Here is a 16092-nt window from a genome sequence, read left to right as displayed (position 1 = left end):
CCATTCCTTGTTCCAGCTTTCGGAGAATCAGGCACAGGATATTGTCGATAAGATGATGAAGGATATTCCTTACAACATTAACATTATGAATGCAAAAGGGATTATCGTGGGTAGCGGGACTCGGGAGCGGGTGGGCACCATCCATCAGGGTGCCGTTAAGGCTCTGTCCACCGGACACATGGTTGAGGTATGGGAGGATGGGACCAACGAGAAGCAAGGAACAAACGAGCCGATTTTCATAGGAAACGTCTGTGTCGGGGTCATCGGAATTACGGGCAATCCTGATGAGGTGCGCCCCTTTTGCAGTATTGTCAGAACGACGGTGTCCCTGCTCATTGAACAGCGCACCATGCTGGAGCATCGTGCGGAGGAGGCGAATCGCAAGAAGGCCTTTGTGGAGCTGCTGCTCTCCCATCATGGAGCCTATTCCCAGAAGCTGAGAAAAGAAGCCATAGCCTATCAGCTAGATCTCGTCATAAAGACAACGGTCCTGTATGTGAAGAGTTCCTCACTAGCTAGCGAGGACTCTATACTGCTACTATTCAAGACTGCCTTTCAGGTGGAAAATGATACATGGCTTCTGCTAGTGCAGCAGCCTGAGGATGTGGATAAGCATATTCGAAGACTGCTCCTTGATCATCCGAGCATTCGGATCTCCAGGGGACGGCACGAAGCCAGTATTGCGAGTAGCTATGCTCAGGCTAAGGCTGCCATGTCCATCCTGTTCGCGCTATGGCCTTCACAGCAGGTAACGACCTACGATGAAGTGGAGTTCCTCATCCAGTGGAGTCAGGCAAGGCTTGATGGCCCTGCCCATACCACTCACAAGCTGGAGGATACACCTGAGCTGCTGGACACACTCCGAAGCTTCATTCATCACAATGGAAGCATGTCTCTGACCGCCGAATCCCTGAATATACATCGCAATACTTTACAATACCGTCTGAAGCGAATTCATGCCATCACCGGGCGAGATCCACGCGATCTACTACAGCTCACCGAGTTGATCTATGAGCTACTGCGGATGCATCAATAAGTAATGAAGCGATTGGAGGTCAAGCCAATGAGTCCACATGTCATGGTTAAATGATCTTCAATCCAGAGTTGAAGCAGTCAGTGAATCCTCTTCTAGCATAAGCTCTTGCCGAATTGCAACACACGCGCAATATTTTCGGCTGTACGCTCTACATTTTCGGGACCCTCGGCCAGCAAATGCTCTAAAGCAGAAGCTCCAGGGACAATCCCAAAGATCGCATCAATGCCCTCATTATACAACGTCTCGATTCCGGCACCGACATAACCCGCCAGAGCAATTACCCTCTTGCCTTTAGCTTTGGCGGCTCTCGCTACGCCGTAGGGTGTCTTCCCGAATTTGGTCTGGAAGTCAATTCCGCCCTCGCCTGTGAATACGACATCAGCCGTAGCTATTTTATCGCTAAGCCCGGTGTATTCGATGACAATATCAATCCCTTTTTGTAATACCGCCTGCGTAAAAATCAACAGGCCTGCACCAAGACCGCCTGCAGCACCAGCACCTGGTACATCCAATACATTCTTACCCAGCTTGCGATTCACGACCTCTGCATAGTGAGCGAGATTGGCATCAAGCTGCTGCACCATGTCTGGTGTAGCGCCTTTCTGTGGACCAAATACAACCGAGGCCCCTGTAGGACCACAGAGCGGATTTGTCACATCACAAGCCACGATCAGCTGTACCTCCTGCAATCGCGGGTCTAGTCCAGTGAGGTCAATGGAAGACAGACGACCGAGACTTCCTCCCCCCCATGGTAGCTCTTCGCCTGCAGCATCCAGGAAGCGAGCCCCTAGCGCAGCAGCCATTCCTGTGCCACCGTCATTTGTCGCACTTCCACCAATCCCAATAATGATCTTGCGGACACCACGCTCCAGACATTCGCGTATCAGCTCGCCTGTACCGTAAGTGGTCGTAATCAGCGGATTACGAGCTGACTTTTCCACCAGATGGATACCACTGGCTGACGCCATCTCGACAGCAGCTGTCGTTCCATCTCCCATAATGCCATAGGAAGCCGTTACCATCTGACCCAGCGGACCCGTCACCTCAGCATACAGCAGCTGTCCGTCTGAAGCATCTACCAAAGATTGTACCGTTCCCTCACCGCCATCTGCCATTGGCACATGAATATAATTGGCTTCAGGATACACTTTCCGTAGTCCTTTCTCCATGGCTACGCATACTTCCTTGGCGGTCATGCTCTCTTTAAAGGAATCAGGCGCCAGTACAAAATTCTTGTATTGCATTCTCTCTCACCCCATCATTAATGTAGACACATTACTGTCGACAATCCTTGTATCTGTATAGTCTCACTCAATCATCATGTCATTGTTTTAGCACAGCTTACGTGGCTTAACGTAGTTGATTTAGCTTATTTAGCCTGTAGCTTATTTAGCCTGTAGCTTATTTAGCTTATAGCTGACTCAGGTTATAGCTGACTTAGCTTGGTTATCTCACTTGGCTACGTGGCTCACATCGCTTCACTACAGTAAGAAGCCGTATACTACGGTAGCGACAATCGTCATCGTTCCGCCCACAATCGCCTCATAAGGAACTACACCCATACGTTGCTTGATCGACATCTTCATGCTATCCGCAGTTACGTGGAAATAGTTGCCTTGTGGCAGGGAATCAATAACTGTAGCACCTGTGTGCACCATTACGGATGCAGCTAGCGGTGGTGTCCCCATATTCAGGACAGCCTGTCCGAAGGAACCCGTAGCTAGAATTACACCGGTTGAAGTAGAAGCTGTGGCAGCCGCCATCAGAATACCCGAGATCGGCGCAAGGAATGTCCCGGCGATACCTGATCCCTCAATCAGAGCTACGACCTGCGTGGAGAGATCCGAAGCAGCGATGAGCCCAGCAATCCCGCCAGCACCGATCAGAATCAGTACGGTTGCCGTCATTTTATTGAGACCAGACGCGCTATATTCCAGCATCTTGTTCCCCTTACCCATGGCCAGCAGCCCGATGATTCCCGCGATTGGCAGAATATACAGAGCATCGACCTTCATATTGGATAACAGCTCAATGCCAGACAGCGAGCCAATAGGATTGATCATTAGTAGCACGATAGCAACCAGTGGTGCCACAATCGCTCGCCCCAGTGGTGGATAATCATTATTCTCGTTCTCGCTATATTGCGCTTCATCCCCCGACACCATGGTTCCCTTCTTCTTCAGCAACGATGCCACAATGACTGTAACTGCGAGACCGAAGACTGCCGGCAGAAGCCCTGCGAGCATCACATGACTCAAGTCAAGCTCGAACCCGCGAGCAGCAGCAATCGTATTGGGATTAGGTGAAATGATGTTGCCTGCCTTCCCTCCCCCCGAGAGCGCTACCAGTAATGCCAGCTTCGAGATCCCCATTTTATTGCCGACAGACAAGGCAATGGGCGCCACAATCAATACAGCGACAGGGATGAATACGCCTACAGCTGTAATTAGCATCGTAGCCAGCGCCAGTGCCAAAATGGCCTTGCTCCCGCCAAATTTCTTCACAATCGCCTGTGCAATCGTCTCAGCCGCACCGGATTCCATCATGACGCCAGCCAGCACGCCAGCCGCCAGAACCCGCAGTACGGTTCCGATTACACTTTGTGTACCGCTTACAAGAACGCCTACGGTCTCCTCCAGATTCGCACCACCGATTAATGCGCCTGTAATCGCTCCCAAAAATAGAGCATATACGGGGTTGAGCTTCTTCAGTATGAGAATGATTGCAAGCGCCAACCCTGCCAATGCACCATACCATCCAATCATTAATCCTTCCATTCCTTGCAGCCTCCTAGCTTGCTCTTGTTGAACACGCTTTCAGTATAAGAGTTTGCGCCACAAAAAAATATTGATGAAAAGACGAAATTGATTGTGCATTTGCACAACCAATTCTCATCCAGGTACATTAGAAGCTCTCTAATGAATCTATGCAAAATATTGATGAACACTGCGGATCGTAAGATCAACCAGGCTGCGAACATACCCCTCGTCGAGCGGATCACCAGTAACCAGCAGACGATAAAAAATCGGGCCGTATACCAAATCAATAGTGACTCCCACATCAAGATGCTCTGGCAGTTCTCCGCGCTCTATTCCTCTCTGTAGCAGCTGTCCTGCCTCTTGGCGACGTGGCTGGATATAACGCAAACGTAGCTCCGTTGCCAGGGCTGTGTCGAATTGTCCTCCCCCGATCAGCTCCGTAATAATCTGTCCTTCACGACTTGTCATAAACCGGACCAGATTGGATACATGCAGTAGTATATCCTCGGTGACCTTACCTGTATCGGGAATCGGTAATCGGGCCGAAGCAGCATGCATGAAGCCATCCATCACCACCGCTGCTTTATTCGGCCACCATTTATAGATCGTTGCTTTGCTCACCTGCGCCTGCTCCGCAATCTTCTCAATCGTTACTGCACCGAAGCCATGCTCCAGCAATAATTCGTATGACGTATTGAGAATCGCATGCTGCGTCTCCAGATTGCGCGGTCTTCCTCTTTTGCCGCTCATACCGTACATCCTCCTTCAATTCTTCGCCAGTCGAAGATCCAATACGGACTCGATTTCTTGGTTAGCTCAACTCGCTCGGTGATAAGTAGATCTACTTGCTCGGTGATATTGGAATGCTGTTGTTCTCATTTGACTGTAGTCTCCCGCGTGGCGTAGTGGCTTCGGTCCTTAAAATCATATGTGTAGTATATCAAAAAATCAGCCTATTTACAAAACGAAACGTTCAGTATATTATTTACTCATACAAATTAGTGAACTAACCGTTCATTAAATCGAGGAGGTTATTCTCATGATAAAAAAGCGTGTCCCCCAAGAAGCAACGCTCTCTAACGGTCTGGTCTTCCTGCTAGCAGCCGCATGCGGGCTCATCGTCGCCAATCTCTATTATTCCCAGACCCTTGTTGGTCCGATCAGTGCAGCAACGGGCTTAAGTGCCGAGACTGCCGGATTCATCGTAACTATTACCCAGATCGGATATGTCATAGGACTCCTGTTCATCGTGCCACTCAGTGATCTATTCGAGAATCGCCGTCTTGTCATTACCGCCCTAGTCGCTGTTGTATTTGCTCTGATCGGTGCAGCTCTGGCTCCGAACGCAGCGTTGTTCCTCACCTTCTCGCTGCTGCTCGGCTTAGGCAGTGTCGTGGCCCAGATATTAGTGCCTTTCGCCACCTATCTGGCATCTGAAGAACAACGAGGACGTGTCGTTGGCAATGTAATGAGTGGGTTACTGCTAGGGATTATGTTCGCACGGCCTGTCGCCAGCTTCGTAGCGGATGTCTGGGGCTGGCAGTCCGTATTCTGGATCTCGGCCGTAGCCATTGCCGTGCTCGCTATCCTCTTGTCCCGTGCCCTTCCTACCCGCAAGCCGTCACCATCCCTGAGCTATAAGGGGCTGATCGCATCACTCTGGACCTTGTTGAAGACACAGCCAGCCCTGCGTCGTCGTGCAGCCTATCAGGCCTCTCTATTCGGGGCATTCAGTCTGTTCTGGACAGCAGTTCCCCTGTATCTGACGGACCACTTCGGCCTGTCGCAGCAGGGGATCGCATGGTTCGCACTAGCTGGAGTAGCGGGAGCGATCGCTGCCCCTATAGCCGGAAGACTCGCAGACAAAGGATGGACCCAGCCATTGACCGGTTTGGCATTCATCATCGCCATTCTGTCATTCCTGGTCGCCTACCTGAATCAAGGCAGCTCCACGTTTTCCCTCACACTCCTTGTCGTTGCTGCTATTACGCTGGACATGGCCGTATCCGGTAACCTTGTGCTTGGACAGCGTACCATCTATTCTCTGGGCAATGAGACCAGGGGCCGACTCAATGGGCTGTTCATGGCCATCTTTTTCCTGGGCGGAGCTGCTGGTTCTTTTCTTGGAGGATGGTCTTACGCACATGGCGGCTGGGGACCTACAGCCCTTATAGGCGTGGCAATGCCATTCATCGCACTGCTCTACTATCTCACGGAGCTGACTCCCAAGCTCGTTCGAGGGATCAAAGGTAACTAATTGCTGGAGCCATACTTCAACGAGAAATAAGCCTGCACGAGTAGTGCAGGCTTCCTTTTTTACTATCTATAGTTATCTTACATACTACGTTATCATTACATACTAAAGCTATAATTACATACCAAGGCTATAATTACATACCAAGGACAATAATTACAGACTACATACTGAAATCATATTCAGGCAAGGTGCTACCTAGAGGGAAATCTCCCCACGCGTTCGCAGCTATTGCCACATAGACAGGCTTAATAAATCATTCGCCGCTCGCGGTCCTCAATACCGCTCTTACGGTAGAAATACGTATTAATTTGGTCCCTCCATTCCTTGGCATGCTCCGCTTGCTCCTCCAGCCTAGCCTCCACCTGCTCGAAATAAGTCTGCTTCATGCGTCCCTGTAGCTCCCTCCAAGTGGACAGCAGCGCTGCTGCTCTGTCCGCACCTGCGAAATGAGTATCGTAGATATGCTGAATGACGGTTGTACCTGACTTCAAGCGGTGCTCATAGGGAACATGGTGGAAAAATAACAGCAGCTCATCTGGACATCGCTCCAGTGACTCGTAACGCTCGGCATTCGCCCCCATATACTGTGAGCTATAGCCGCTACCAGAATGGACTGTGCGGTCAACTCCAATCCCTTTGCTGTCTGCGTAGTGATATGTGCCCCACTTCGAGTATTCATATCCGTCCACGTTGGGCCCATAATGATGATCCGGATTCACCATCCAGCCTACTCCGAGCGGGGAAGTATATGACTCGTAGATCGGCCACGAATCCATCAGCATCTGCGTGATGGCACTGACCACGAGTTCATCCAGACCAAAGACTAGCTTCACCCATTCCTCCGCAATGGCCTCTGCACTCAAGTCAGGATTCCAGGCAAGCCGTCCATAGCCATACAGATTCGCCTGTGCCAGCAAATGCCCGGTCCAGTTCCAGTCTGCGCCTACGTTCGTCACGGCCGCTATCCCATTTCGTGCCCGCTCCCACAACGACCCATCCACCACATGCTTCAATGGAGCATATTTGTCTTGTGCACACGTATCGAATTCCAGAATCTCCTTCCACTGCGGTACCAGATAGCAGACATGTCGCTGCTGCCCGGTATATTCCTGGGTAATCTGAAACTCCAATATTTGATGAGTATGCTCCATGCCGCCGAGCAGCGGTGACACAGGCTCCCGTACCTGAAAATCCAGCGGTCCATTCTTGATCTGCAGCACGACATTGTCGTGGAAATGACCGTCCAGCGGCTTAAAATGATCATACGCCGCCCGGGCCCGATCTGTTGAGCGATCCCGCCAATCCTGCTTGCAATTGTATACAAAGCAGCGCCAGATGACGATACCGCCGTATGGCTGGAGCGCCTCTGCCAGCATATTCGCCCCATCCGCATGATTGCGCCCATAAGTGAATGGACCAGGGCGATTCTCTGAGTCTGCCTTGACCACAACACCGCCAAAGTCCGGGATGAATGAATAGATTTCTGCAGCCTTTTCCGTCCACCACTGTCGGACTGCATCATTCAGGGGATCTGCCGTCTCAGGGCCACCCAACTCCAGCGGACTGGCAAAGTTAATGCTCAGATATAGCTGAATACCATAGATTCGGAACACCTCCGCAAGCTTCGCAACATCTGGAAGATACCGCGGAGTGATCAGCTGTGTCTCCTGCTGATGGACATTCACATTATTGATACAAATCGCATTGATACCGATAGAGGACATTAATCTGGCATAATCGCGTAATCGTTCCTGATTGGCCGTGAACTGATGCTGCTCGTACAGAAAGGACGGACCTGCATAGCCCCGCTCAATACTGCCATCCATGTTGTCCCAATGATCGAGCATTCGCAGACCGTTGACCGGGACAACCACCTCATCAAGCGTATCCAATGGTCGTCCTGTTCCCATAAGACGTAATAGATGATACACACCATACAGTACCCCGACAGGCTCAGCAGCTCCAATGGCAATGCAGCGCTCAGCAGGACATGTACGGATGATAAAGCCTTCTACTCCAGTAGATTCACGATCTGTTGAGGTAAATAACTCCGCCGGATAACTGGAATCTTCCCCAAACATTCCGCTGAAGGTTCCCAGCGCAATATGCGGCTGATCCGTTGTAGCGCTGCTCATCTCGGTATGAACATCCAGCATGGATATAATCCCCCGATGCAGCTCTGTAGCGGCGGCCTCTATGGTCGCATGTGGCTCGCTGACATGGATCGCACCACACCAGGGGCGATATTGAGCCGCAACAGCGATAGGCAACGACGATTCGTAGCTTAACCAAGCATCATAGCCATGTGCCTTCATGTGCTCTAATGGCTCGGAAACAGGGTTAGTCATCATATGTACCCTCCTCAGGATTACCAGATTGATAGCGTGATAACGTTGCTCGGACGTTCGATAAGAGCATGGTTAATGGCTCAGCATATCAGCGTCAGGCTTTCACAATGCATTTGAAACGCTTACACAAATGAAGTCACAAAGAAGCTCCTTGTATAGAGCCTCCTTGTATGTTGGTTACTATTGCTATTCATTTCTGTTATCTAATTCTGTTATCCATTTCGCAAGTATTCAGATAGGCTAATCCTAGCACTGTCCCTGCGGTAGAACCATAGTCAAATCGAACGACTATTTAGCCAAATCAAGCCTGTTGCATATACAATGGACGATATGATGGCCAAGAAGCCTTAGACTGATTTCTTCATAAAGCCATTGCTTGCTGCAACCAATAGGCCTGTACACGCAAGCATGCCCGCACATATGACGAACACATATGCATATCCGGTATAATCAGCGACCAGCCCCATCCCTATGCTACCGATGACCGCTCCCAGATCTGCCATGGATATAAATAATCCCATCCAGATTTTGCGAGTAGTCTGCTCAAGAGCAATGCTCAGGTAGGCTGCTAAAATAGGATAGATATGAGCCATCCCAAAACCGATTGTCACCGCCCCCATGTACAGAACAATGGATTTTCCTGTCCAAGGTGCCATAACCGTGCATAGTAGTCCTATGGCCATGGAACCGAGCAGGACGGCGATAGATCGACTATGCCAGATACCATCCGAGGGAAGCAGCTTGCGGAAAGCAAAGCGCACCAGCACAATAACACCAGACTGAATCGCAAAATAGACTCCAGCGTGGCCTACTCTCGTGTAGTCAACGTACAAAGCAAGGAATGCTGTGGTAGCACCAAATCCTGTGGCTGCCATTGTCATCACCACACTGCTCATGATAAAGCTCCGATTGACGATAGCCCTGCGCAGTGCATGCATTTTTCTCTCCGACGGCAGCTTATTTTCATGTCGTTGCGACGGCAAACGATGTGAATTGCTCCCTATTGGCAGCCGGCTTGTGAGACCTGTCAGCCACGTAATAACAGCAGCCAGCAGGAGGCTCATCATAAATCCGCGAAAGCCCGCATGCTCCCAGATCCATAACGCAACCGCAGGTCCCATAACCGAGGGCAGCATACCGAACAGCAAATATAGGGATAGTCCCTGTGCCCTTTCACGCTCTGGTAGAGTATCCACTACAGCAATCTGTAAAGTCAGAGAGAAGAAAGCTGCTATCGCCCCCTGCAATCCCCGGATCAGAATGAGACCGTATGCTGTCTGATCGAGCCACGCATAGAGCAGCACCACCAGCAGATGACAGAGCAGAATCCATTGCAGCATACGCCGAACTCCCACTCGTTCAACAACGGCCCCTGCCCATGGACGCAACAACATGCTGACCAGAAGATAGGCACCAAGCAATACACCTATCGTACGGTTATCCAGACCAATACTTTTACCATACAAAGGAAGAACCACCTGCGTGAAGGCATTGACACTGAAAAACAAAAATGTAAGAGCATATAGCCGATACATGCCTGAAGAGATGGACTGAGAGTCCCCTTCCCGCTGTGAACGCCTACTCATACGCTGCCCTTATTTCAAGCGGATGCTGTTGAACGGATGATCCCATCGACTATCCGGGAATGTCACATTGTCCAGACGATCATTGTAGACCGTGTATTGGCGAATATACGATAAAGGAACAATGACCGCTTGCTGATGAATGGTGTCTAAGATCGCGTCATATAGCTCCTGCCTTTCCTGCTCGTTAACAGATGCCAGCACCTGATGTATTTGCTTGTCCAGCTTATCCTTGTCAGGTATATTCGTGTGAGCTTCCGCCACCCCAAAGGTTGGCTCTGCCACAGCGTTGACCAAAGTATGAGGATCATAGGGCACGCCCGAGTTGAACCAGAAATTCAATTCGTAATTTCCTGCTCGGAAGCGCTTGGTCTGCTCGGCTAGCTCTATTCCTGTCAGCTTAACCTTCACACCAATAGCCGACCATTCCGCTTGCAGCGCCTCACCCATGGCCTTTTGAATCCGATCTGTCGTATCGTACATTAATTCAAAGCTGAGCTGCTCCCCATTCTTCTCGCGCACACCACCTGGAGCTGAGAGCCTCCAGCCTGCCTCCTCCAAGTAGCTTTCAGCTTTGGCCGTATCATAGCTGAGTGGCGCGTAAGTCTGCTTCACATACGGATAGTCTGTGGTAATCACCTGATCAGCCACCTGTTCTACATCAGAAGTAATCCCTTTGACCAGAGCTACCTTGTCAAATCCATGCTGTAAGGCCAATCGCACACGTATATCCGCCAGCTTCTCGTTCTGCGTATTGATAATTAGATTGCGTGTTCCTACTGGCCCAGACAGGTCCGTCTTGTACCGTCCATCATCACGAAGTCCGGTAAAGGAGTCCAGACTAATGGAGCCCTCGCCAAAAATCAGATCCAGCTCACCCTTCTCAAAAGCCATCACCCTCGTCTCCGCGTCGGGAATAATTCGCACGGTGATTTTGTCCAAGGCAGGCTGTTCCCCCCAATAGTTGGGGTTCTTAACAAACACACTATACTCATCCTGCTTGTATTCCTGAAGGATCCAGGGTCCCGTCCCAATAGGTGCCACTATATGCTCCAGTGTGTTGCCATCCTCGGGAAAACCTGCATCAGCCAGGAAACGGAATGGACGAACAGTTGTCAAATCCTGCAGTACAGGATAATACGGCTCAGACATAACAAGCTTCACAGTAAATTCATCCACAACCTCGGCCCGCTCCAGCAATTTTGCAGTTCCCAGCCAGCTATGCGTGGTCTTGTTTTGCAGAATGGCATCCATATTACGTTTTACACTAGTCGCATTAAATGGTGTGCCGTCAGAGTAAGTCACATCCTCACGCAAGAAGAATGTATACTCCTTCCCATCTTCACTGATCTTCCAATCCTTTGCCAGATGAGGCTTGATTTCCCCACCCTTTCCGTAAGCCACCAAAGGCTCATAGATCATCGACTGTGAGAACAATTGTGAAGGGTAATAGGCATGTGGATTGGACGGCCCCAGATCCCTCATCCATGACACGGTAATGGATTGCTCACCATTTTCGTTCTGTACCTTCTGGCTATTGGTAGTCTTCTCCCCTGTATTCGAGCATGCTGCTATCACCAGTATTACAGCGACGAGCATCAGACTGACCCATAATTTATGATTTCTTGTGCAATTCATTTTGTAGCTTCTCCCCCAGGCTCTCTATTGATAATGAAAATCATCTTCAATTTATAGTATGGGGTTTGCTATAATTGATCAATGACTGGATTTCTGATTTTTCATAGCACAAAATTCAGCTCCTGATAACAGAACAGCTATGTTCAGCCAAGAAAAGGAGATGTGGGGATGAGTTATTCTTATAGCAAGGATGAAGTCACTGATCGAACAAGCCTCGATGGTGTCTATTTATATATTCCTGCAAATATCTTTAACATACAGCAGCTATCCTGCGAACAGGTCATACCGGCTCGCCCGGGAACTCATAGAATTATTCTGTTCAGAGCATCCCACGGAGTGCTGCAATTAAGGAAGCATCTGATACAAGCTGACTATAATCAAGCCTACTTGTTGGCTCCCGAAGCACACGCAAGTATCCGGTTCACTCCCTTCTCCGACTCAGATGTGAACAGCCCAGGCTTGGAATCGGCAGCCCCAGAGCTCGGAGCTGTCATTATTGAATTCTATGTCTTCCAGCCCGGAATATCTCAACCTGCCATCGAGATCCATTCCTCCCTTTCTTACGAGACCCGAATCGATATTGCCGATGAAGCCAAGCTGCTTCAATTGCTGGACCTTCTATATGAGTCGCTACACGACCAGTCTGAAATATCCGAGGTATCCAAGTTAAAAGAACAGATTCATATGCAAGAGCTGATAGTCCTTCTTATGGAAAATCGGGAAAGAAATCAGACCGTCTCTGACAGCATACAGGCTGTTGAGCAGACCATCGCCTATATTGACCAGCATTACTATGAGACGATCACAGCGCAGCAGCTGTATCGCATTGCTGGCGTGGCGAAATGGCAGTATAGCATGCTATTCCAGACACTTACTGGAAAAAAGCCTCTGGATTATCTGGCGGAGACACGCATTCGTCATGCCAAACAGCTGTTGCTGCAAACAAACGATACCCTCTCACACATCGCGCAGTCTGTTGGCTTTAGGGATGAGAGCTATTTTATACGAAAATTTAGGCAAATCGAAGGAGTAACACCGAGGCAATACGTTGCATCAACGTCCAGGCAGCTGTTCGTCAAATCATCAGCTATTACAGAGTACAATAGAGTGGTCGCTGTGGGTTATTCCCTTGGAGACATGCTGTCTCTGGGGGTGCAGCCGATCGGGGCGGATACGGATATTATCGGGAAGCGAGCTATTTACAAGGATCAATTAAGCGGTGTGCAAGATATTGGCCTGCTGGGTGAGCCGTCCAAAATACGCAAGCTACAGCCAGATCTTATCGTGCACAGCGGCTTTCGACAGGAGTGGATAGATGAGCTGGCTCTGATCGCGCCTACGGTACTAATCAATCGCTATGAGCCTGTATACCAGCGGATTATGAAGGTTGCCGAGTTATTTCAAAAAAAAGAACAGGCTAAGCGATGGGTTCAGTTCCATCAGGTAGCTTGCCAGGAAATGTGGCATGAAGCAGCTCGCTATATGGATGTGGGACAGACTGCCACGGTATTCTCCATGGTCGAGGGGAGCCTGTACGTTATGGGAATGAAAGGCTTCTCGCTAACTGTCTATCACACAGGAGGGCTGAGGCCTTCTACCAAAGTACAGGAATTGATTAATGACGGAATACCTTTCCACCTGACGGACATTGCTTATGCCCAAATCTACGAAGCAGATATATATTTCTTGTTGACTGACAATCATCCGCTGACTCGACAGCAGTACCGTCAAATGCTGCAAAGTGATTACTGGAGAACGCTTCAAAGGGAGCGAATGTTCTACTCCGAGAATAAATGGAACTTCGATGATCCAATCACCATGGATAAATTGTTGCTCGAAATGCCCCAACTGCTACGAAGAAGCAAAGAGAAGAAATATAGTCATTGAGCTTGCAGGATTCTCTCTTGCAGGCTTTTTATCGAGCCTACCGCTTCCCTTCGTTCACAATGGCATTACACCTCCACGCCATATCATCCCATCATTCGCTGGAAGCAGGAAATTCAGCTTGTTTTCCTTTCAGCTCTTGTTTCGACACACACTACATTCTCCTTATAACGGATTTTTTACAAAAAATTTCAAAAAAACCTCTTTTCGAAACTATAATTCTATGATACTATCAATTTCAGATTCGAAGGGTTTACAAATAATTACTTTTATGTATCAACGAACCTTAACCCCTTCTTCATCCCAGCTCCGCACCCATCCGATCCTTGAAGGGAGGAGTGCCCGGCTTACTTGCCACGACTCTTACTCCTGTATTCAGATTCACAACTCTTCTGCACCTTAGTTATTCCTCTTCACGCGTTACTTCACTTTTCTTCCCGTACCTGCTAAAGATGCTTCGTTTTAGAGTGACCGTCTAGCATTACTGATGCTAGATCGGCAGATTAGAGACAACTAATTTTCTTTTGGGAGAGTGTATAAACCATGCAAATGAAAAAAACGACTGCACTTATAGCAGGAGGTACGCTGCTGTTCAGCGCCCTTGCATCAGGTGCGGGTGCTGCGCCTTCAGGCGACAGCCCATTTGAGTTAACGCCAGCCTTTGTAGCCGAGGTTGCTAATGCCCCGAAATCCGCTTCTAATGAGGAGAAGGTATGGAATTATCTGCAGAACTCCTCCAAATCACTCGGCTTGAACAGCACAGATGTACAGAAGCAACTGAAAATCATTAATCATGAGAAGGATAGCAACGGATTGAATCATTATCGTCTGCAGCAATACATTGATGGCATCCCGGTCTATGGCGCAGTACAGACTGTACATTTGGATAAAAATGAGCAGGTTACTTCCCTTCTCGGCGCCACGATCACCAAATCCAATCAAAATATCCCTGGCGGGACAAGCCCCAAAATCAGCGCAACAGATGCCGTGTATATTGCAGAAGCTGAAGCTTCAGAGCGTATATCCAAGGAGCTTAAGCTGATTGATAAGGAACAGGCAAGCGAAGATTCGGTCGCCAAGGAAGTCGTGTCGGATGAAGCTGTATCGAAGGAAGCCATCACAAATGATGCGGTAACAAATGACGTCTACGCCGAAGCGAGTGCAAATGATGGGAAAATTTCACTTTCAGACCCTGACGTCGCCGAACACGCTGTGAAGCCTACTGCAAAGCTGTACATTTATCCCGAAAAGGATTCTGCACGACTTGTATATATGACAGAGGTCAACCTGCTTGAGCCTGTTCTGCTTCGCACACGCTACTTCATTGATGCCCTGGACGGAAGTATTGTGTACCAGTACGATATCTTGACCATGGCTACCGGCACAGGAAAAGGCGTATTGGGTGATACCAAGTCGTTCACAACCACACAGTCCGGCAGCACCTATCAATTGCGAGACACGACCCGTGGCAATGGAATCTTGACCTATACAGCGAATAGAAGAACTGTCTTTCCAGGTACGCTGATGACCGACTCTGATAATGTCTGGACGGATGGAGCGGCTGTCGATGCCCATGCCTACGCTGCCAAGGTATACGATTACTACCTCTCTAAATTCAATCGCAATAGTCTGGATGGAAGAGGGTTCCAGCTCCGTTCCACAGTCCACTATGGCAATGCCTATAATAACGCTGGCTGGAATGGCGTAGGGATGGTGTATGGCGATGGTGACGGTGTCATGTTCCGCCCGTTATCCGGAGATCCTGACGTTATTGGACACGAGCTAACTCACGGCGTGACCGAATTCACAGCGAACCTGGAATATGTCAATGAATCCGGAGCACTCAACGAAGCCTTCTCCGATATTATTGGCAACGACGTTCAGCGCACGAACTGGCTGATTGGCGACGAAATCTATACGCCTAATATTCCTGGAGATGCCTTGAGATCCATGTCGAACCCAACACTCTATGATCAGCCAGATCACTATAGAAATCGTTACACAGGCACATCAGATTACGGCGGAGTTCATATTAACAGCGGTATTATTAATAAAGCCTATTACTTGACAGCAGCGGGTGGAACGTTCAGCGGAGTCACCGTACCTGGAATCGGCCGTGACGATGCTGTGAAAATCTACTACAACGCCCTTGTCTACTATCTGACTCCAACCTCGAACTTCTCAGCAGCACGGACTGCACTCGTGCAATCGGCCCGTGACCTGTACGGAGCGAATTCAGCTCAGGCGAGATCGGTTGCTCTCGCATTCGATGCTGTCGGGGTTAACTAAATCATGAACTGATCTTGAACTGATCTTGAACTGATCACGAACTTATTAACGAATCATGAATTATTCAACAACCAAGCATTAGTCAAAAAGTGTATAAAAACAGCCTGTAACCTGTGGGTTCCGGCTAGGAATCTACAGGCTTACAGGCTTACAGGCTGTCTTCTATTTCAATTTCTTCAGTTTCTTCAGTTTCTTCAGTTTCTTTATTGCAGGCGGCATTACAGTTTCTCTACTGTAAACAGGATAGCAGATGCATTTATCCCTTGCGTTCTATTTACAGAGATGCGTATTGTTCATA

Annotated in this window: 10 protein-coding genes; 4 read left to right on the top strand and 6 right to left on the bottom strand. The window is 49.2% G+C overall.

The window, feature by feature from the left end; translation table 11 throughout:
* Positions 1-7 precede the first annotated feature (7 nt).
* Positions 8-1036: a CdaR family transcriptional regulator gene (locus D328_RS0120245; RefSeq protein WP_018886865.1), complete on the top strand. Its 1029-nt coding sequence runs from the start codon at positions 8-10 to the stop codon at positions 1034-1036.
* A 92-nt stretch (positions 1037-1128) separates the two neighbouring features.
* Here the strand turns inward: D328_RS0120245 and D328_RS0120240 are convergent, their stop codons facing one another.
* The 3 genes from D328_RS0120240 to D328_RS29455 form a co-directional block, all read right to left on the bottom strand.
* The gene (locus tag D328_RS0120240) at positions 1129-2280 is read right to left on the bottom strand and encodes a glycerate kinase (protein ID WP_018886864.1); all 1152 of its coding nucleotides are present in this window, start codon (positions 2278-2280) and stop codon (positions 1129-1131) included.
* 237 nt (positions 2281-2517) lie between these two features.
* Positions 2518-3813, bottom strand: coding sequence for a GntP family permease (locus D328_RS0120235; protein ID WP_018886863.1), 1296 nt, complete (start codon positions 3811-3813; stop codon positions 2518-2520).
* Positions 3814-3960: 147 nt separating this feature from the next.
* A complete protein-coding gene (locus D328_RS29455; protein WP_018886862.1) occupies positions 3961-4545 on the bottom strand; it encodes a TetR/AcrR family transcriptional regulator in 585 nt (194 codons plus the stop codon).
* Between the two features lie 289 nt (positions 4546-4834).
* On the opposite strand from D328_RS29455, the gene D328_RS0120225 reads away from it, so the two are divergent.
* Positions 4835-6052 carry an MFS transporter gene (locus D328_RS0120225; RefSeq protein ID WP_018886861.1) on the top strand — a complete coding sequence of 406 codons (1218 nt, stop codon included), beginning with the start codon at positions 4835-4837 and terminating at the stop codon, positions 6050-6052.
* Positions 6053-6297: 245 nt separating this feature from the next.
* Here the strand turns inward: D328_RS0120225 and D328_RS0120220 are convergent, their stop codons facing one another.
* The 3 genes from D328_RS0120220 to nikA all read right to left on the bottom strand — a co-directional run bounded on the left by D328_RS0120220 (position 6298) and on the right by nikA (position 11621).
* On the bottom strand, positions 6298-8403 hold the full coding sequence (locus tag D328_RS0120220) for an alpha-glucuronidase family glycosyl hydrolase (protein ID WP_018886860.1): 2106 nt from the start codon (positions 8401-8403) through the stop codon (positions 6298-6300).
* Positions 8404-8747: 344 nt separating this feature from the next.
* Entirely contained in the window at positions 8748-9986 is a 1239-nt protein-coding gene (cntE, locus tag D328_RS0120215) for a staphylopine family metallophore export MFS transporter CntE (protein WP_081625316.1), read from the bottom strand.
* 9 nt (positions 9987-9995) lie between these two features.
* Complete coding sequence (gene nikA, locus D328_RS0120210; protein WP_018886858.1) at positions 9996-11621, bottom strand: nickel ABC transporter substrate-binding protein; 1626 nt, start codon at positions 11619-11621, stop codon at positions 9996-9998.
* Between the two features lie 168 nt (positions 11622-11789).
* Here nikA and D328_RS0120205 point away from each other — a divergent pair, with 168 nt between their 5' ends.
* Positions 11790-13508, top strand: coding sequence for an AraC family transcriptional regulator (locus tag D328_RS0120205; RefSeq protein WP_018886857.1), 1719 nt, complete (start codon positions 11790-11792; stop codon positions 13506-13508).
* 546 nt (positions 13509-14054) lie between these two features.
* Positions 14055-15794, top strand: a complete 1740-nt coding sequence (locus tag D328_RS0120200) for a M4 family metallopeptidase (RefSeq protein WP_026281288.1) — start codon at positions 14055-14057, stop codon at positions 15792-15794.
* Positions 15795-16092 lie beyond the last annotated feature (298 nt).

The sequence above is a fragment of the Paenibacillus massiliensis 2301065 = DSM 16942 genome (genome assembly GCF_000377505.1).
GTDB classification, from domain to species: Bacteria; Bacillota; Bacilli; order Paenibacillales; family Paenibacillaceae; genus Paenibacillus; species Paenibacillus massiliensis.
The sequence above is the reverse complement of the archived record's forward strand: the minus strand, read 5'-3'. Positions and strand labels throughout refer to the sequence as shown.